Source organism: Microbispora sp. CL1-1, from assembly GCF_012034195.1.
In the GTDB taxonomy this organism is placed as follows: domain Bacteria; phylum Actinomycetota; class Actinomycetes; order Streptosporangiales; family Streptosporangiaceae; genus Microbispora.
In genome coordinates this window covers 70,825-87,665 of record NZ_JAATEK010000004.1, presented here as the reverse complement: position 1 = coordinate 87,665, position 16,841 = coordinate 70,825, and the positions used below count along the sequence as shown (strand labels likewise).

Annotated in this window: 18 protein-coding genes; 8 read left to right on the top strand and 10 right to left on the bottom strand. The window is 70.4% G+C overall.

The features are described 5' to 3' along the window. Positions 1–91 precede the first annotated feature (91 nt). From HCK04_RS06410 to HCK04_RS06390, 5 genes are read left to right on the top strand one after another with little or no spacing between them, the layout of a single operon-like run. Positions 92–1,351, top strand: a complete 1,260-nt coding sequence (locus tag HCK04_RS06410) for an extracellular solute-binding protein (protein ID WP_142645958.1) — start codon at positions 92–94, stop codon at positions 1,349–1,351. A gap of 1 nt (position 1,352) precedes the next feature. Next, a complete protein-coding gene (locus HCK04_RS06405; RefSeq protein WP_142645957.1) occupies positions 1,353–2,300 on the top strand; it encodes a sugar ABC transporter permease in 948 nt (315 codons plus the stop codon). Further along, positions 2,297–3,145, top strand: coding sequence for a carbohydrate ABC transporter permease (locus HCK04_RS06400; protein ID WP_142645956.1), 849 nt, complete (start codon positions 2,297–2,299; stop codon positions 3,143–3,145). The genes HCK04_RS06405 and HCK04_RS06400 overlap by 4 nt, the downstream gene beginning before the upstream one ends. 5 nt (positions 3,146–3,150) lie before the next feature. Next, the gene (locus tag HCK04_RS06395) at positions 3,151–4,422 is read left to right on the top strand and encodes a beta-N-acetylhexosaminidase (RefSeq protein ID WP_142645955.1); all 1,272 of its coding nucleotides are present in this window, start codon (positions 3,151–3,153) and stop codon (positions 4,420–4,422) included. Between the two features lie 35 nt (positions 4,423–4,457). Beyond that, positions 4,458–5,876 carry a cellulose binding domain-containing protein gene (locus tag HCK04_RS06390; RefSeq protein ID WP_142645954.1) on the top strand — a complete coding sequence of 473 codons (1,419 nt, stop codon included), beginning with the start codon at positions 4,458–4,460 and terminating at the stop codon, positions 5,874–5,876. A gap of 69 nt (positions 5,877–5,945) precedes the next feature. Here the strand turns inward: HCK04_RS06390 and HCK04_RS06385 are convergent, their stop codons facing one another. Beyond that, entirely contained in the window at positions 5,946–6,737 is a 792-nt protein-coding gene (locus HCK04_RS06385) for a class II aldolase/adducin family protein (protein ID WP_142645953.1), read from the bottom strand. A gap of 181 nt (positions 6,738–6,918) precedes the next feature. On the opposite strand from HCK04_RS06385, the gene HCK04_RS06380 reads away from it, so the two are divergent. Continuing rightward, a complete protein-coding gene (locus HCK04_RS06380) occupies positions 6,919–7,572 on the top strand; it encodes an HAD family hydrolase (RefSeq protein ID WP_142645952.1) in 654 nt (217 codons plus the stop codon). A 4-nt stretch (positions 7,573–7,576) separates the two neighbouring features. Here the strand turns inward: HCK04_RS06380 and HCK04_RS06375 are convergent, their stop codons facing one another. Then, positions 7,577–7,978, bottom strand: a complete 402-nt coding sequence (locus tag HCK04_RS06375; protein ID WP_142645951.1) for a LysR family transcriptional regulator — start codon at positions 7,976–7,978, stop codon at positions 7,577–7,579. Between the two features lie 100 nt (positions 7,979–8,078). Between HCK04_RS06375 and HCK04_RS06370 the strand changes: the two genes are divergently transcribed. Continuing rightward, a complete protein-coding gene (locus HCK04_RS06370; RefSeq protein ID WP_142645950.1) occupies positions 8,079–8,906 on the top strand; it encodes an oxidoreductase in 828 nt (275 codons plus the stop codon). Between the two features lie 25 nt (positions 8,907–8,931). On the opposite strand, the gene HCK04_RS06365 is transcribed toward HCK04_RS06370, so the two are convergent. The 5 genes from HCK04_RS06365 to HCK04_RS06345 all read right to left on the bottom strand — a co-directional run bounded on the left by HCK04_RS06365 (position 8,932) and on the right by HCK04_RS06345 (position 13,285). After that, positions 8,932–9,300: a nuclear transport factor 2 family protein gene (locus tag HCK04_RS06365; protein WP_142645949.1), complete on the bottom strand. Its 369-nt coding sequence runs from the start codon at positions 9,298–9,300 to the stop codon at positions 8,932–8,934. Between the two features lie 36 nt (positions 9,301–9,336). After that, positions 9,337–10,050: an SDR family oxidoreductase gene (locus HCK04_RS06360; RefSeq protein WP_142645948.1), complete on the bottom strand. Its 714-nt coding sequence runs from the start codon at positions 10,048–10,050 to the stop codon at positions 9,337–9,339. A gap of 147 nt (positions 10,051–10,197) precedes the next feature. Next, positions 10,198–11,130, bottom strand: coding sequence for a LysR family transcriptional regulator (locus tag HCK04_RS06355; RefSeq protein ID WP_185948929.1), 933 nt, complete (start codon positions 11,128–11,130; stop codon positions 10,198–10,200). Positions 11,131–11,172: 42 nt separating this feature from the next. Beyond that, positions 11,173–11,787 carry a TetR/AcrR family transcriptional regulator gene (locus tag HCK04_RS06350; protein WP_142645946.1) on the bottom strand — a complete coding sequence of 205 codons (615 nt, stop codon included), beginning with the start codon at positions 11,785–11,787 and terminating at the stop codon, positions 11,173–11,175. A gap of 157 nt (positions 11,788–11,944) precedes the next feature. Next, positions 11,945–13,285, bottom strand: a complete 1,341-nt coding sequence (locus HCK04_RS06345) for a helix-turn-helix transcriptional regulator (protein WP_142645945.1) — start codon at positions 13,283–13,285, stop codon at positions 11,945–11,947. Positions 13,286–13,467: 182 nt separating this feature from the next. Between HCK04_RS06345 and HCK04_RS06340 the strand changes: the two genes are divergently transcribed. Next, complete coding sequence (locus tag HCK04_RS06340; protein ID WP_142645944.1) at positions 13,468–13,692, top strand: hypothetical protein; 225 nt, start codon at positions 13,468–13,470, stop codon at positions 13,690–13,692. A gap of 256 nt (positions 13,693–13,948) precedes the next feature. Here HCK04_RS06340 and HCK04_RS06335 read toward each other — a convergent pair whose 3' ends face one another. From HCK04_RS06335 to HCK04_RS06325, 3 genes are all read right to left on the bottom strand, one after another. Then, complete coding sequence (locus HCK04_RS06335) at positions 13,949–14,293, bottom strand: hypothetical protein (protein ID WP_142645943.1); 345 nt, start codon at positions 14,291–14,293, stop codon at positions 13,949–13,951. Positions 14,294–14,868: 575 nt separating this feature from the next. Continuing rightward, the gene (locus tag HCK04_RS06330) at positions 14,869–15,720 is read right to left on the bottom strand and encodes a carbohydrate ABC transporter permease (protein ID WP_260617141.1); all 852 of its coding nucleotides are present in this window, start codon (positions 15,718–15,720) and stop codon (positions 14,869–14,871) included. Then, positions 15,717–16,832 carry a sugar ABC transporter permease gene (locus tag HCK04_RS06325; RefSeq protein WP_260617140.1) on the bottom strand — a complete coding sequence of 372 codons (1,116 nt, stop codon included), beginning with the start codon at positions 16,830–16,832 and terminating at the stop codon, positions 15,717–15,719. Before HCK04_RS06325 ends, HCK04_RS06330 begins: the two co-directional genes overlap by 4 nt. Positions 16,833–16,841: the final 9 nt, after the last annotated feature.

Sequence of the window (16,841 nt, the reverse complement as noted above, 5' to 3'; positions counted from 1 at the left end):
AATATCCCGATATTTCGCCCCTTGACAGCCCGACTGGTTAAGACCACTCTCCTCTCAACGGTTTACCAATAACTGACCAGTGGGAGGACCGATGAGGTACCGCCTCCTCGCCACGGCGGCCGCGTTCAGCCTCGCGCTCGCCGGATGCGGTTCGGCGTCCGAGCCAGGGACATCCGGAGAGACCGGCACGACCACGCTGACCGTGTGGTTCATGCGCGACAGCCTGTCGGACGCGATCGTGCAGCGGTTCACGGACGACTTCCAGCGGTCGCATCCCGGGATCGCCCTGAACGTCCAGATCCAGGAATGGGACGGCATCGGGCAGAAGGTCACCAGCGCGCTCGCCAGCAAGGACGCCCCCGACGTCATCGAGGTCGGCAACACCCAGGTCGCCGAGTACGCCGCGAGCGGCGGGGTCAGGGACCTCACCGCCAAGATCGCCGACCTGGGCGGCTCCGACTGGCTGCCCGGCCTGGCCGAGCCGGGGAAGATCGACGGCAGGCAGTACGGCATCCCCTGGTACGCCGCCAACCGGGTGGTCATCTACAACAAGGACCTGTTCGCCAAGGCCGGCGTCACGACCCCGCCGAAGACCCGCGACGAGTGGATCGACGTCACCACGAAGCTGAACAAGGGCGGCGTGCAGGGCATCTACCTGCCCGGCCAGAACTGGTACACCCTCGCCGGATTCGTCTGGGACGAGGGCGGCGACCTCGCCGTCAAGGACGGAACCGGCTGGAAGGGCGTGCTCGACACGCCGCAGGCGCTCGCCGGGATGGCGTTCTACCAGCGCCTCCAAGCGCTCGGCAAGGGCCCCAAGGACTCCGACGAGGCCAGGCCGCCGCAGGCCGACGTGTTCGGCAAGGGCGACATCGCGCAGATCATCTCCGCTCCCGGCGGCGCGGTCGCGATCGAGAAGGCCAACCCGGACCTCAAGGGCAGGCTCGGCTTCTTCCCGATCCCCGGCAAGACGGCGGACAAGCCGGGCGCCGTCTTCACCGGCGGATCCGACCTGATCATCCCCGAGGCGTCCGCCCACCCGGACGAGGCGTACGAGGTGGTCAAGGCCCTGGCCGGGGAGAAGTTCCAGCTCGACATGGCCAAGGAGATGAGCTATGTGCCCAACCGCACCTCGTACGCCGGGGTGCTGAGCGGCGACGAGGCCACGGCGGCGATGGCGGCGGGCGCCGCGGTCGGGCACGCCACGCCCAACTCGCCCAACTGGGCGGCGGTGGAGGCCAAGAACGTCATCAAGGAGTACATGACCAAGGTGCTCACCGGAGGCGACGCGGCCACCGAGGCGAAGGCGGCCTCCGAGGTGATCACCACGATCCTCAACACCGCGTCGTGACATGGCGCGCACCCTCGCCCGTACGGCGGCCCGTCCCGCTCCCCTGATCGGGGCGGGAACCCGCAGGAAGGGGACGTTCTGGCCCTACCTGCTGGTGGCCCCGGCCCTGGCCGGCTTCGCGTGCCTGCTCGTCTACCCGCTGGCCCGCAGCGTCGTGATCTCCTTCCAGCACTTCCGGCTGGGCGAGCTGATCAGGGGCGGAGCGGGCTTCGCCGGGCTCGCCAACTATGCCGAGGCTCTCGGCGGGCCGGAGTTCTGGGGGGTCGTGCGGCGCACGTTCCTGTGGACCGCCGCCAACGTCGTGCTCATCATGGTGATCTCCACGGCCGTCGCGCTGATGCTGCCGCGCCTCGGGCGGCGGATGCGGCTGGCGGTCATGAGCGGGATGGTGCTCACCTGGGCCACCCCGGTGCTCGCCGCGACCACGATCTTCCAGTGGCTGTTCCAGTCGCGCCTGGGGGTGGTCAACTGGCTGCTGGCCGGCCTCGGCTTCGACTCCTTCCGCGACTACACGTGGTTCGCCCATGGCGGTGCGACGTTCGCGATCCTGGTCGCGCTGGTCGTCTGGCAGTCGGTGCCGTTCGCGGCGCTCACCCTCTACGCGGGACTCACGACGATCCCCGGCGAGCTGTACGAGGCGGCCAGGATCGACGGGGCCGGGTCGTGGCAGGTCTTCGGCCGGGTCACGTTCCCGATCCTGCGCCCGCTGTTCGGCCTGATCACGTCGCTGGAGGTGATCTGGGTCTTCACCTGCTTCGCGCAGATCTGGGCGATCAGCAAGGGCGGCCCCGGAGGAGCGACGGCCACGCTGCCGGTCTACGCGTTCCAGATCGCGCAGTCGCTGCACCGGTACGACCTGGGGTCGGCCGTCTCCACGCTCACCGTGCTGATGCTGCTCGCGGTGCTGGTCGTCCACCTGCGCCGCATGTTCCGGGAGGAGAACGCATGAGGCGCGTGGCATTCAACCGGCCCGCGCTCAACAGGGTCGTGCTGAACACCGCCGCCCTGGGCGTGCTGGCGGTGTCGGTCTTCCCCGTCTACTGGATGGTGATCACCGCGTTCAAGCCGACGGTGGACATCCTCACCGAGACCCCGGCGTTCTGGCCCGCCCGGCCGACCCTCGCCCACTTCGCCACGGCCGTGAACGCCGCCGGGTTCTGGACGTTCTGGCGCAACAGCCTGGCGGTCACCGTCAGCGCGGTGCTGCTCGCGCTGGCCGTGGCGCTGCCGTCCGCGTTCGCCGTGGCCCGGCTGCGCTGGTCCGGGCGGCGCGGGTTCATCCTGATGGTCTTCGTCGCCCAGACCGCGCCCTGGTCGGCGCTGCTCGTGCCGGTCTACATCATCGCCCGCGACGCGGACATGCTCGACCGGCTGCCGACGCTGACGCTCGTCTACTTCGTCACGACGCTGCCGTTCACGATCGTGACGCTGCGCGGCTTCATCGCGGGGGTCCCGCGCGAGCTGGAGGAGGCCGCGCTGATGGACGGGTGCGGCCGGGCCGAGGCGTTCCGCCGGGTGGTGCTGCCGCTGCTCGCGCCGGGCCTGATGTCCACGTCGCTGTTCGGCTTCATCACCGCCTGGAACGAGTTCGCCTTCGCCAACGCCCTCATGATCAAGGACCAGGGCGACCGTACGCTGCCGATCTGGCTGTCCGGGTTCAGCAACGTCTTCGGCACCGACTGGGGCGCCACCATGGCCGCCGCCACGCTGTTCATGCTTCCCGTCCTGCTCGTCTTCCTCGTGCTCCAGCGCCGCGTGTCCGCCGGGATGATCGCGGGCGCGGTGAAGGGATGACCCAGATGATGATTCCGCGGCCCCGCGAGGTGGCCGTGCTCGGGGGAACCGTCATGCTCCACGACGGCCTCGTACGGCACGCGCCCGACGATCCCCGGCTCGGCGAGGAGGGATACCGGATCGACGTCACCCCCGGCGGCGCGGAGCTCGCCGCCGGGGGACCGGCCGGCCGTTTCTACGGCCTGCGCACCCTGGCGGCGCTCGGCCCCGAGGCGCCGCTGTGCCGGATAACCGACCGGCCCGCGCACTCCTGGCGCGGGGTGATGCTCGACGTCGCCCGGCACTTCATGCCGAAGGACTTCGTGCTGCGCCTGATCGACCTGCTCGCGGTGCACCGGCTCAACCGGCTGCACCTGCACCTCACCGACGACCAGGGCTGGCGGCTGCAGATCAAGCGTTATCCCCGGCTCACCGAGATCAGCGGGGAGCACTACACCCAGGAGGACATCCGCGAGATCGTGTCGTACGCCGCCGACCGGTTCGTCACGATCGTGCCCGAGATCGAGATGCCGGGGCACGCCCAGGCGGCCATCGCCGCCTACCCCTGGCTCGGCAACCAGCCGTCGCGCCGCCTGCCGGTGCGGGACTCGTGGGGGATCAGCCCCCACGTGTTCAACCTGGAGGAGGCCGCCATCGGCTTCTGCCGCGACGTGCTCGACGAGGTCATGGACCTGTTCCCCGGCGAGTACGTCCACCTCGGCGGCGACGAGTGCCCGCCGGACGAGTGGGCGCGCAGCGAGGCGGCGCTGCGGCGGATCGCCGAGCTCGGGCTGCCGGGCCCGGACGCGGCGCGGGCGTGGTTCACCGCCACCGTCGGCGCCCACGTGGCCTCCCGCGGCCGGCGCCCGATCCACTGGTACGACGGTCCCGGTGGGGCACGCGACGTGACCGCGATGACCTGGCTCGACCACGAGAGCGGCCCGCGGGCGGCGCTCGAAGGGTTCGACGTCGTGCTCGCCCCGCACACCAGCACCTACTTCGACTATCCCGCCGACGCCCCCGGCCCGCACGGGCACATGCTCTCCCTCTCCGACGTGTACGGCTACGCGCCGCCCGCGGCCCCGGAGGGCGCCACCGGCCGGATCCTCGGCGTGCAGTGCCAGCTCTGGACCGAATACATGCCCACGCCCGAGCACGTCGAGGCGATGGCCTTCCCCCGGCTGTGCGCCTTCGCCGAGGTGGCGTGGGGCACGGCGGGGGACTACCGCGATTTCCTGCACAGGCTCACCCCCCACCTGGAGTCCCTGGGCGTCCGGCCGGGGCCGGTCATCCCCTGACTCCGCACCCCACCCCCCACGAAAGGAAGACTGCGGTGTCACGAAAGCTCTTATGGGGCGGTCTCGCGGCCGTCCTGCTGGCCGCGCTGGTCGTGGCCCTGCCCGCCGAGGCGGCCCAGTCGCTGCGGCTGCGCTACAAGACCAGCGCCACCGGCGCCACCGCCGACCAGGTGGAGCCGTGGTTCGATCTGGTCAACAGCGGGACCACGGCGGTGCCGCTGAACACCGTGAAGATCCGCTACTACTTCACCGCCGACTCGCCCACCCAGCAGTACCGTTTCGCCTGCTCGTGGGCGGTCGTCTCCTGCTCGACCGTCACCGGAACCTTTCAGACGATCTCGGGCACGGCCGCGGCCGACCGCTACCTTGAGGTCGGCTTCACCTCCGGCAGCCTGGCGGCCGGCGCGTCGACCGGCGACATGCAGCTGCGGTTCTACCGGGCCGACTGGCAGACGATCCGGCAGAGCGACGACTACTCCTTCGGCCCCGCGCGCACGACGTACGGCGACTGGGACAAGGTCACGGTCTACCAGGGCGGCACGCTGGTCTGGGGCACCCCGCCCGCGGGCGTGACCGACCCCTCGCCGTCCCCGTCGCCCACCGCCTCGCCTTCCACCTCGCCGTCGCCGGGCGGACCGGGCGGCGGCAGCGGGGTCGTCTTCGACGACTTCGCCTACGCCTCCTCGGCCGATCCGCAGATCACCGCGCACCACTGGACCGTACGGACCAACAGCGGCGGCCCCGGCGTCCCCGGGGCGAGCTGGCCGGCGTCCAACGTGAGCTTCCCGGTCGTCACCGGGAGCAACCGGGCGCTGCAACTGCGGGCGGCCACCGACGGCACCGCCGGGGGCACCTCGCAGGCCGAGTTCCTGCACCAGCGCAAGTTCTTCGAGGGCACGTACGCCGCGCGGGTGAAGTTCGCCGACGCCCCCGACAGCGGCCCCGACGGCGACAACATCGTGGAGACGTTCTTCACCATCACGCCCCTGGCGTACGACCTCGACCCGGACTACAGCGAGCAGGACTTCGAGTATCTGCCGAACGGCGGCTGGGGCGCGCAGGGCCCGATCATGTACACGACCACCTGGGAGACCTACCGCAACGAGCCCTGGCTCGCGGTCAACACGCACACCGAGCGTACGGCGAGCTACGCCGGCTGGCACGACCTCGTGCTGCAGGTCTCCGGCGGCACGGTCCGCTACTACATCGACGGCACGCTGTTCGCCGAGCACGGCGGCGACTACTACCCCGAGACGCCGCAGTCGGTGAACTTCAACCTCTGGTTCATCGGCGGCGGGCTGCTGGGCAGCGCCACCCCGCGCGTCTACACCCAGCAGGTCGACTGGTTCTACTTCAGCAAGAACGAGGTCGTGGCCCCGGCCGACGTCACCTCCAGGGTGAACGCCTTCCGGAGCGCCGGCACCACGTGGCAGGACACCGTGCCGATGCCATGAAAACCCTGGCCCGGGTCCTGGCGGCGGCCGGGGCCCGGGCCGTGCAGCCGGGCCGTGCAGCCGGGCAGGTCAGTCGAGCAGGTCGGGGTCGGAGGCGAGGATCTGGTCGAGCAGGGGCTGGAAGTTGATCCAGCCGACGAGGTCGTTGCCGATCTGGCCGTGGGTGAGCTTGGCGTTCTCGTGCGTGATGGGCACCGTCGGCCCGGCGGCCTTGGCCGCGAGCTGCGCCTGGCAGCTGCGTTCCATGGTGATGAACCACCAGGCCGCCGCCTCCACGCTGTCGCCCACGGTCAGCAGCCCGTGGTTGCGCAGGATCACCGCCTTGTGCGAGCCCAGTGCCTGCGCGATGCGGCGGCCCTCCTCGGTCTCCACGACCACCCCGGTGTAGTCGTCGAACAGGGCGTGGTCCTCGTAGAACGCGCACGCGTCCTGCGTCAGCGGTTCGAGCAGCGTGCCCAGCGCCGACAGGGCCTTGCCATAGACGGAGTGGGAGTGGGCGGCCGCGACCACGTCGGGCCTGGCCTGGTGGACCATCGAGTGGATGGCGAACGCCGCCTGGTTGACGTGATAGCGGCCCTCCACCACCTGGCCCTCGTGGTTGACCAGGATCAGGTCGCTGACCTTGATCTGCTTGAACGACATGCCGAACGGGTTCACCCAGAAGTGGTCGGTGTGCTCCGGGTCCCGGGCCGTGATGTGACCGGCCACCCCCTCCTCGAACCCGAACCTCCCGAACAGGCGCAGCGCCGCCGCGAGCCGCTCCTTGCGGTGCCGCCGCTCCTCCTCCACGGTCTCGAACGTCGGCGGCATCCGGAAGGCGAGCTGGTCGGCGGGCACGGGCTGCAGGTCGGACAGGCTCATCGCGGCTCCCAGGGCTGGTGAGGCTTCACCCGTCCAGCGTGTCCTTCGCCGCCGCCTCCTGTCCATGCCGGAACCGAATCATCTTCGGTGCCTCGGAAAGACTTCGGTCCTACCGAACCGGGCAGTGGAGACGGACCGAATCCGCGTAAGGTGCATGCAGCGCGAGCGACAGGAGGTACCGATGCGGTTGGAAGCGGTCTTCTTCGACGTCGGAGAGACCCTGGTGGACGAATCCCGCGAATACGGCACCTGGGCCGACTGGCTGGGCGTTCCGCGGCACACCTTCTCCGCCGTGTTCGGGGCCGTGATCGCACGCGGCGGCGACTACCGGGAGACCTTCCAGTATTTCCGGCCCGGGTTCGACCTCCACGTCGAACGGGAGCGCCGGGCCGCGGCGGGCCAGGCCGAGACGTTCGGCGAGGAGAACCTCTACCCCGACGCCCGCCCCTGCATGGCCGAGTTACGGGAGATGGGGCTGCGCGTCGGCCTCGCCGGCAACCAGACCTCCCGCGCCGAGACCATCCTGCGCGCTCTCGACCTGCCCGTCGACGTGATCGGCACCTCCGACGGCTGGGGGGTGGAGAAACCGGACGCGTCCTTCTTCGACCGCGTGGTGACGGAGGCCGGCTGCCCGGCGGAGTCCGTCCTCTACGTGGGCGACCGCCTCGACAACGACATCCGGCCCGCCCAGAAGGCCGGGCTGCGCACCGCCCTCGTACGGCGGGGGCCCTGGGGCCACATCCTCCGCGACGAGCCGGTGGAACGGGCGTGCCTGTTCCACGTCGACTCGCTGGCCGAGCTGCCCGCCCTGATCCGCAAGCACAACGGCGACTGATCGCTCACCCGGCCTCGGTGAGGTCGACCGAGGCGGCCAGGTCCGCCGCCACGCCGAGCAGGTTCCGTACGGCCTGGCGGTCGCGGGCGGGGTGCGCGGTCGAGATGAGTAAGGCCACCCGGAGCCTGCCGATCTCGCCGCGCACCGCCCTGCGGGTGGTCTCCAGGGCCGCGTCCGCGTGCGTGAGAACGGCCCGCGCCTCGGGCAGGAACATACGGCCGACCTCGGTCAGACGCGTGCCCCGGGTGTCGCGGTCGAACAGCCGCCCGCCGAGGGCGTGTTCGAGCGCCGCGATCTGCTGCGACAGCGACTGCTGGGCGATGTGCAGCTCCCGCGCGGCGACGGTGAAGCTCAGATGCTCGGCCACGGCGACGAAATACCGCAGATGGCGCAGCTCGGGGGTCACAGGCTCTGACTGTAACCCCCGCAGGGAACGTGTGTTGGCCGTGCGGGGCTCGCTCCGGGGAGAGTGGTCGCACTGATCACGAGAACGAGGAGTGGGGATCATGACAGGACGGGTGTGGTTGATCACCGGATGCTCGGCGGGCTTCGGCCGGGAGTTGGCCGAGGCCGCGCTGGCGGCGGGAGACCGGGTGATGGCGACCGCGCGACGGCCCGAGACGCTGGCGGACCTGGTCGAAGCCGGTGGCGATCGGGTGCGCGCGGCGCGGCTGGACGTCACCGACGCCGCGTCGATCGACGCCGCGGTGGCCGGGACCCTGTCGGCCTTCGGCCGGATCGACGTCGTGGTGAACAACGCCGGCTACGGGTCCGTGGGGGCCGTCGAAGAGATCGACATGGCCGACCTGCGTGCGCTGATGGAGGTCATGTTCTTCGGGGCGGTGGCCGTGACCAAGGCCGTCCTGCCGCATCTGCGCCGGCAGGGGAGCGGGACGATCGTGCAGATGAGCTCGATGGGCGGGCAGCTCAGCATGCCGGGGTTCGGCGCCTACTGCGCCGCCAAGTTCGCCCTGGAGGGATTGTCGGAGGCGCTCGCCGCCGAGGTCGCGCCCTTCGGCGTACGGGTGCTGATCGTGGAGCCGGGGGTGTTCCGCACCGAGTTCGGCGGCCACCGCATGCACCGCTCGGAGCCCATCGACGCCTACGAGATGTCGGCGGGCGCGACCCGGGCGTTCGTGGACCGGATGGACGGCACCCAGCCCGGAGACCCGGCCAAGGCGGCGCAGGCGATCCTCCAGGTCGTCGACCACGCCGACCCTCCGCTGCGGCTCGCCCTGGGCGACGACGCGGTGGACGCCATCCGCGCCCACCACGAGTCGCTCCGCGCCGACCTGGACCAATGGGAGAAGCTCAGCCGGGCCACGAGCCTCTAGAGCCGCCCATCCGGGCCTCGGAGACTCACAGGCGGGAGACCTGGTAGTGGCCGATGCGCCAGCCCTCCTCCGTCCGCTTCACCAGCACGCTGAGATAGACGTGCAGGGCGGGACGGTCGGTGAAGGAGAAGTCGACGGCCAGGTAGCCGAGGACGAGGCCGTCGGCGGGGGCCGTGGTCTCCAGGATGCGGTACGCCGCCGTCAGCCCGGGCGGCTGGGAGTCGTAGTAGGCGGCGATCCCCGGCCTCCCGACGGTGTAGGGGCGCAGCCCCTGGAAGATCGCGTCCTCCGTGAACAGGGCGGCGACCCGCTGCGGTTCGTGGGCGCCGACGCCGGCTCTCCACTGGTCGAGGACGTCCCTGAGGATCGTTTCCCTGTCGATGTCGCTGGTCATCAGAGGTCTCCTGTCGGTGAGGCCGGGGATCGCGGATCAGTGGCCGGCGCTCATACCGCCGTCGACGTGGAGGATCTCGCCGGTCACGAAGGGGGCGGTCTCCAGGTAGACGACCGCGTCCGCGACGTCGCCCGGCTCGCCCATCCGGCCCACCGGCTGCAGCGCCGCGAGGGCCTGGTGGGTCTCCTCCGGGTGCATGGGGGTCTTGATGGAGCCCGGCGAGACGGCGTTGACGCGGATGCCGCGCGTGGCGTACTCGATGGCGAGCGACTTGGTCGCGGACTGCAGGCCGCCCTTGGTCAGCGAGGCCAGCACGGACGGCACCCGGGAGTCGGCGTTGTCGACCAGGCTGGTGGTGATGGTGACGACGTGGCCGCCACCCTGGGTCAGCATGCGCGCGATGGCGAGCTGGGTGATGTGGAAGAAGCCGTCGAGGTTCACCCTGGTCACCGCGCTGTAGTCGTCGGCGGTGTAGTCGGTGAACGGCTTGGCGACGAAGATGCCCGCGTTGTTGACCAGGGTGTCCACCCGGCCGAACCGCTCGACTGCCGTGGCGATGGCGCGTTCGGCGGTGGCGAGGTCGGCGACGTCGCCCTGGACGGCGATGACGCCGGGGTCGTCGGAGGGCGAGATCGTGCGTGAGACGGCGACGACGGCGTAGCCCAGCTTGCGGTAGGCCGTGACCAGTGCGGCGCCGATGCCCTGCGACGCGCCGGTGACGAGGGCGACCTTCTGCTGCGGAATGCTCATGATGATCCTTCTCCAGATGGACCGGCCGGTTACTAGTCAACCGGTCGTCTATTCACACCGTGAACGTAGGCCGCTGGAGAGGCGAAGTCAAAGCATCATGAGGTCTCAGCCGGAACCGGAATGCTCCCATCTGATAGGCACAGACTCCTAAAGCTCCGCGAGCCTGGCCTGGCGACGGTGCGGATCGTCCTTGGGCAGCCAGGCGTCCGGGCCGTCGATCCCGAAGTGGCCGTCGGCGCGGAGCGCCTCCACGACGGCGAGCACCGAGCCGCGTACCTCGGTGCGGCGCCACACCACCGACCAGGTCCAGTAGATCTCCGGCGCGACGACCGGGCGCCGTACGAGGTCCGGCGGCAACGGAGTGGTCTGGCCCTTGGGCGAGTTGACGATCGGACGGCGGCAGCGGCGCACGTGATCGAAGAACCCCGGGCCGGTGATGCCGCCGTCGGAGATGCGGACCGCGGTGGCCCCGGTCTCGCCGGCCAGCTCCTCGGCGTACGCGTTCCAGGACGACCAGGAGGTGGTGTCGGCGTCGAGCAGGATGCCGGTCTCGCGGGCGGGGACCTCGGTGGTGTCCCCGCCGGTGGCCACGGCGTAGAGGCGGTCGGCGCCGATGAGCTGAGCGTGCAGGCCGTGCCGTTCCAGATCGCCGGTGCGCAGCCAGCAGATCGCGAGGTCCAGGCCGCCTTCGGCGACCCTGGCGGCCTGGGTGTGCGAGGGCGCGACCCAGGCGTCGACGTGGACCTGCGCCGCCGCTGCCGTACGCGCGGTCAGGTCAGGGGGCAGCCAGTTGACGTAGCCGAGCCGCACCGGTTCCGATCCGGCCAGCCGGCGGGCCCGGTGCCGGAAGTCGTCGGCGCGCTCCAGCAGGGCCCGGGCGTCGGACAGCAGGGCGAAACCGGCGGGGGTGAGGGACACCGAGCGGCGATCCCGGTCGAACAGGCGCACGCCCAGGTCGCGCTCCAGCGCCTTGATCTGCTGGGACAGGGAAGGGCCGGCGATGAGCAGGCGCCTGGCGGCTCTGCCGAAGTTCAGCTCCTCGGCGACCGCGACGAAATACCGCAACTGGCGCAGCTCCATGCTTGCCATGCTAGAGAGCGCCTACTACTGGACGGGCGGGGGTCAGAGACCGTGGGCCATCTCGGCGCGGGCGCCGAGCAGCGCCAGGCAGTTGGCCCACAGGGGACCGAGCCGCTGCGTGTCGTTGTAGAGCTTGGCGAACAGAACGTGCCCCTCCAACTGGGCCACCACCGACCGCGCGGCCTCCCGGGTGTCGGCCACGGCGACATCCCCACGAGCCTTGGCCTCGACGACGACCGCCTCGATCATGTCGACCTGCGCCTCGAAGATCTCCTGCAGCCGTCCGCGGATGGCTTCGGTCTGGTTGCTCATCTCCAGCGTGAGATTGCCGAACATGCAGCCCGAGACGGTGCCGCAGTTCTGCTGCCCGGCACGTTGGACGGCCTGGGTCGCCTCGAACAGCCGGCGCAGACGTGCCAGCGGCTCCCCCTCGCCGGACAGGATCCGCCTCCAGTCCCGCTCCTGGTCGGCCCAGTGCTCGTCGATGACCGCCAGAGCGAGGGCTTCCTTGGTCTCGAAGAAGTAGTAGAAGCTGCCCTTGGGCACACCGGCCGCCTTGCAGATCTCCGCCACCCCCAGGGCGGAGTAACCACGCAGCTCGATGAGCGTCCGGGCGGCGCCGAGGATCTTCTCCTTGGCATCGCTGGTCCGTCCCATGCGGTCAGTATACGACCGGTCATATAAAATGCTCCGATTGGCCGACGGCCGCGTGACGGGGGCGTGTGAGGGGGCCGGACGAGGGGGCGCGTGAGGGGGCCGGATGATAGGGCGCGTGAGGGGGTCGTGTGAGGGGGCCGGGTGAGGAGGGCCGTCGTCACATCGTAAGTTCGGGGTGCCGCGACCGGCCGAGGTCGGTCAGCCGTTCGTCCAGCGCCCGCGTCTGGGCGGCGGGCGGCAGGACCTGCAGCACGCGGCGGACCCGGTCATGCCCGATCGCGTACCACTGGTCGTCCAGCGCGTCGACCGCCTGCCTGAGATGTTCGGCGGCCTGGTCGCCGTCGGTGGGGGCGTGGGCGGCGGCGAGGTCGGCGAGCAGCACCGAGCGCTGCTTGCCGCCGTTCGGGCCCAGGTCGTCGAGCGCCTTGCGCAGCCTGCGGGCCGCCTCCTCGTGGTGGCCCGCCGTCAGCGCGCTGTAGCCGGCGAACCCGTCGAGCCTCGCCCGCTCGAAGAAGTCCAGCCACTTGGGGTCGTCGCCGCCCGCGTCCACCATCTGGTCGGCGCGGTCGATGTGGCGCATGCACTCCTTCGGCTCGCCGCAGCGGGCCGAGATCTCCGACGCCACGCAGTGCAGCCACGCCCGGGTGAGCGGGCCGACGCCGTGCCAGGCGTGCGCGAACGCCGCGTCCAGCAGGCCCAGGGCGTCCGTACGGTTGCCCGCGAACCCCGGCACGAACGCCGCGTGGGCGAGCACGGCGGCGGCGAGCGGATGGTCGCCGCACTCCCGGGTGGCCGACAGGGCCATCCGGTACAGCCGCGCAGCGGTGGGGCCGTCATCGAGGTCGAAGAAGGCGACCCTGCCCGACAGCAGGGCCGAACGCGCGGCGGCCTCGGCCAGCGTCTGCCTGACCGCTCCCTCCGGCGCCGAACGCAGCAGGCTCATGCCGAGCCGGGTGTGCGCGACCGACGCCTGGAAGATGTCGTCCGGCGGCGAGGTCCAATAGAGGGCGGCCTGCTTGTCGACGACCCGGGCGAACGCCTCGGCCGACTCGGCGTCGACTCCGCGTCCTCGTTCCACCGCCGCGGGAAGACGTTCGCCGCCCTCGCCGAGGAGCGGAGCGAGCACGCCCGCGCCGAAGATCCCCCGCAGGAACGTGGAGCGGTCGATGCCTTCTGCGACGATCATGCTCAGCAGCCTCCGTATCTCGTCCACCACCTCCGTGACCGGCCGCATGGCCATCTCGTCGGGGGTGAGCAGTCCCAGCTCGCTCGCGGGCTTGTCGAAAATCGTCACGAGGTGCTTGCGGTAACGCGGATCCGGCCACCGCTCGCCGGTCTCCCACCGTCGCACCGTGTTGGCCGTCAGGCCGGTGTCCTTCTCGTCGCATGACCGCATGGACGCGCGGATGCGCTCGCACAGCTCCTCGTAGGACCACCCGCGCTGCAGGCGTTCCCACGCGAGCCGGCGGTTCGGCGGATGGCGGTGGTTGGCCGGCATGTCGCACCCCTCCTCGCACGACCGCAAGCACGCTGTGTCAGCGTGACACGCCGACACTACGGGAGATTCCGTGTTCGCGCGGCTACTGGCTGTGATTGGACGTCCTCTGGCTGATACTCCAACCGCTCTAAAAGCGCTTAGCTTGGCCCACTTCCGCGAGCAGCCGCTTGGAGATGGGTGACATGACCACGTTGGAGGACATCGCACGGGTCCATACCGGCTGGATCATCTGGCGGTCGGACATCGGCCGCTGGTGGGCGACCAGGCGCGGCGCGGTGGACCTCGAAGCGATCCGCATGGGATGCGCGATGACGCTCGACGCCGACGATCCCGAGGCCCTCGCCGCCGCTCTGGACGCACAGGCCGAGCTGATCGCCGCGCTCGCCGCCGACCCCGCCGCCGGGTGACCGGGACCCTCCGGTACGGTCAGCCGCCGTGCCGGAGACGGTCCCTGATGTAGTGGACGACGTGAACCGCGCAGGCGCCGTTGTCGGCGCCTGCGCGATCGGTGACAGTGAACTCGGCCGGCGACGCGCATGACGACCCGCCTCAGGTGCACCGGCGTTCGTGCCCCTTCGTGCCCGGCCGGTAATCGTCCGACTCCCGGAACTTGATCTGGAACAGATCCATCCGCGCGCACCCTCCGCTGTTCAGACGAGGAGATCAGGCCAGCAAATCAGGCCGCAGTACCTCCGCCTGGAGGACGCGCTCGATCTCCTTCTCGTCCGCATTGTGTCCCGTCTGCCGCCGCAGCTCCTTCCGTACGGCGTCGAGGATCACCGGAGTGAGGAGGACCCGTACGAGGGATTTCGGGGCCGTCGCTGCGCGGGCCTTCCACAGGTCGTCTATCAGGCGGCGCTTGAACGCCTCCTTGCTGAGGTAGAAGAGCGCGTCGGCCTTCCCGGTCAGCCCACCATCGTCCAGGAGATCGACCTGCAGCGCCAGGTCGATGACGGCGATGCCTGCTATGTCGCTCGATTGGCGCTTTATTGGGAAATGTCTCCACAAAAAGGAGGGTGCGGGCTGCCCCCTCGGCGCCAGTGCCGGTGCTCTGGGCGGGTGGGAGTCCTCGGGTCGACGGCCGGGCTGCGTGTGCCGGTCTGGTAAGGAGTTCCCGCTTCCCTTGCGAAAGGCGGTGGGGGAGCGATGGCGCGGGGACGGGCGGACAGGGACCTGGTCGGGCTGACGGTGCTCGCCCTGCTGTCGGTACGGCCCGCACCCCTATGAGCTGCATCGATTCGTCATCGACACGCACAGGGACTACATCGGTGGCCTGCCGCGCAGCCTCTACACGCGGTCGACCGGCTGGCCCGCGAGGAGCTCATCGTCCCCGTGGAGACCAGCAGAGAGGGCCGACGGACGGAACGTACGGTCTACCGCGTGACCGACGAGGGGCGGGCCGGACCGCTTCGTCCTCACCGCGCCCGGCCACGCGATGACGGTGGAGGGTGGGCCGGGACCTGCTGGCCGCGCAGGGCGGCTGGTGGTGGCGGGGCGATCGGACGGCCCCTGAAATCCGACGGCCGCTGAACGAGGTCACCGGACCGGCCCGCGACGGGCCGGTCCGCGATGGGGCCGGTCCGTCAGCCCTTCTCCGCGCCCTCGTTGGCCCCGCGTACGAAGTAGCGCTGGAACACCACGAAGATGACCGCCACCGGGATGGTGGCGAGCACGGCGGCGCCGAGCTTGAGCGGATACTGCGTGCCCTTGCCGAGCGAGCCGCTGACCAGGTCGGCGATGCCGCGCGGCAGCGTGAACAGCTCCGGGCTCTGCACCGCCACGAGGGTGTGCGCGAACTCGTTCCAGCTCCCCTGGAAGGAGATGATCGTGAGGGTGATCAGGGCCGGTCGCGCCATCGGCAGCACCACCGACCAGAACGTCCGCCACACCCCCGCGCCGTCGATGCGCGCGGCCTCCTCCACGCTCACCGGGACCGATTCGAAGAACTGCTTCATGATGAAGACGCCCGCGGCGTCCACGATCAGGGGCAGCACCAGCGCCGTGTAACTGTCGTACAGGCCGAACTGGTTGAGCACGAGGAACTTCGGCACGAACAGCACCACGGGCGGCACGGCCATGACCCCGATGACGGCGGAGAACAGCGCCTTGCGGCCGCGGAAGCGGATGCGCGCCAGCGCGTACCCGGCCATCGAGCACAGCAGCACCCGCCCGGCGGTGACCAGGATCGTCACCAGCACCGAGTTGCCCAGCCACAGCGGCAGGTCGGTGTTGAGGAAGACCTTCTCGTAACCGCTGGTGGAGAAGGGATGGGGGACGGGCGACAGCGCGTTGGCCGCGGCGTCCGGCTCGGTCTTGAACGAGTTCGCGACCTGGATCACGAACGGATAGAGGAAGACCAGCGCGAAGAAGACCAGCACGAAGTAGCCCGCGAAGGTGGAGGCGAGCGAGCGGGAGTCCCGGCGTTTCACGGTCACGACCTCCTCGTACGGCGGGCGGGGTCGCGGTCGCGCATGATCCACCGCTGGAGCAGCGCGAGCACGACGATGATGGCGAACAGCACGAACGAGATGGCCGTCCCCGAGCCGTACTCGAAGCTGCGGAAGGCCGTCTGATACGACAGGAAGGCCGGGGTGAGGGTGGTCTTGGCCGGGTTGCCCTGGCTCATCACGTAGACCTGGTCGAAGACCTGCCAGGTCGCGATGAGGCCGAGCGTCAGCACCAGGAACAGCGTGGGCTTCAGCAGCGGGAGCGTGATGTGCCGGAACCGCTGCCAGCGCCCGGCGCCGTCGAGCATGCCGGCCTCCTCCAGCGTGACCGGGATGTCCTGGAGCGCGGCCAGGAACATCAGCATGAACGTGCCCGACGTCGTCCAGACGACCAGCATGATGATCGTGCACATCGCCACGCTCGGCCCGGACAGCCACTCCCACCACGACAGCCCGAACGGCCCGCCGCTCGTCAGCGCCGCCGGCGGATTGTCGGGGTCGGCCAGGCCGAGCCCGCCGAGCAGCAGGTGGAGCACGCCCCGCGAGTCGGAGAACCACTGCGGCCCGTCGATCCCGAACACCTTCAGCAGGCTGGTCACCGCGCCGGAGTTGGCGAAGATGAACAGGAACACCACGCTGATCGCCACCGAGCTGGTGACCGAGGGGAAGAAGAACGCGGCGCGGAAGAACGTCTTTCCCTTCAGCATCCTGCTGTTCACGATCAGGGCGAGCCCCAGCGCCAGCACCGTCTGGGCCGGCACGACGATCACGACATAGTAGAAGTTGTTGCGGATGCTGGTCATGAAGTCCTGGCGGGCCAGGCCGTCCTCGGTGAACAGCCGGGTGTAGTTCTCCATCCCGACGAACGGCACGCCCGAGCGGAACGGGCTGCCCTGGCCGTTCCAGTCGGTGAGGCTGACCCACATCGCCATCAGGATCGGCAGCAGCAGGAACAGGCCCAGGATCACCACCACCGGCGCCACGAACAGCCAGCCCGCGATGTTCTCCCGTACGGCCGCGCTCAGCCGGGGCCCGGGCCGCGGGGCCCGTGGGGCGCCGGGCGCGGGGACGGGTGCGGTGTCGGCCACGGTGTCGGCCACGGTCACTCC

Bases quoted from the DNA above. Each gene is read 5' to 3' on its own strand.
- HCK04_RS06395 (WP_142645955.1), top strand. From the start codon at position 3,151: ATGATGATTCCGCGGCCCCGCGAGGTGGCCGTGCTCGGGGGAACCGTC.
- HCK04_RS06365 (WP_142645949.1), bottom strand. From the start codon at position 9,300: ATGACCAGCGACATCGACAGGGAAACGATCCTCAGGGACGTCCTCGAC.
- HCK04_RS06410 (WP_142645958.1), top strand. From the start codon at position 92: ATGAGGTACCGCCTCCTCGCCACGGCGGCCGCGTTCAGCCTCGCGCTC.
- HCK04_RS06370 (WP_142645950.1), top strand. From the start codon at position 8,079: ATGACAGGACGGGTGTGGTTGATCACCGGATGCTCGGCGGGCTTCGGC.
- HCK04_RS06405 (WP_142645957.1), top strand. From the start codon at position 1,353: ATGGCGCGCACCCTCGCCCGTACGGCGGCCCGTCCCGCTCCCCTGATC.
- HCK04_RS06340 (WP_142645944.1), top strand. From the start codon at position 13,468: ATGACCACGTTGGAGGACATCGCACGGGTCCATACCGGCTGGATCATC.
- HCK04_RS06360 (WP_142645948.1), bottom strand. From the start codon at position 10,050: ATGAGCATTCCGCAGCAGAAGGTCGCCCTCGTCACCGGCGCGTCGCAG.
- HCK04_RS06350 (WP_142645946.1), bottom strand. From the start codon at position 11,787: ATGGGACGGACCAGCGATGCCAAGGAGAAGATCCTCGGCGCCGCCCGG.
- HCK04_RS06380 (WP_142645952.1), top strand. From the start codon at position 6,919: ATGCGGTTGGAAGCGGTCTTCTTCGACGTCGGAGAGACCCTGGTGGAC.
- HCK04_RS06355 (WP_185948929.1), bottom strand. From the start codon at position 11,130: ATGGAGCTGCGCCAGTTGCGGTATTTCGTCGCGGTCGCCGAGGAGCTG.
- HCK04_RS06400 (WP_142645956.1), top strand. From the start codon at position 2,297: ATGAGGCGCGTGGCATTCAACCGGCCCGCGCTCAACAGGGTCGTGCTG.
- HCK04_RS06345 (WP_142645945.1), bottom strand. From the start codon at position 13,285: ATGCCGGCCAACCACCGCCATCCGCCGAACCGCCGGCTCGCGTGGGAA.
- HCK04_RS06385 (WP_142645953.1), bottom strand. From the start codon at position 6,737: ATGAGCCTGTCCGACCTGCAGCCCGTGCCCGCCGACCAGCTCGCCTTC.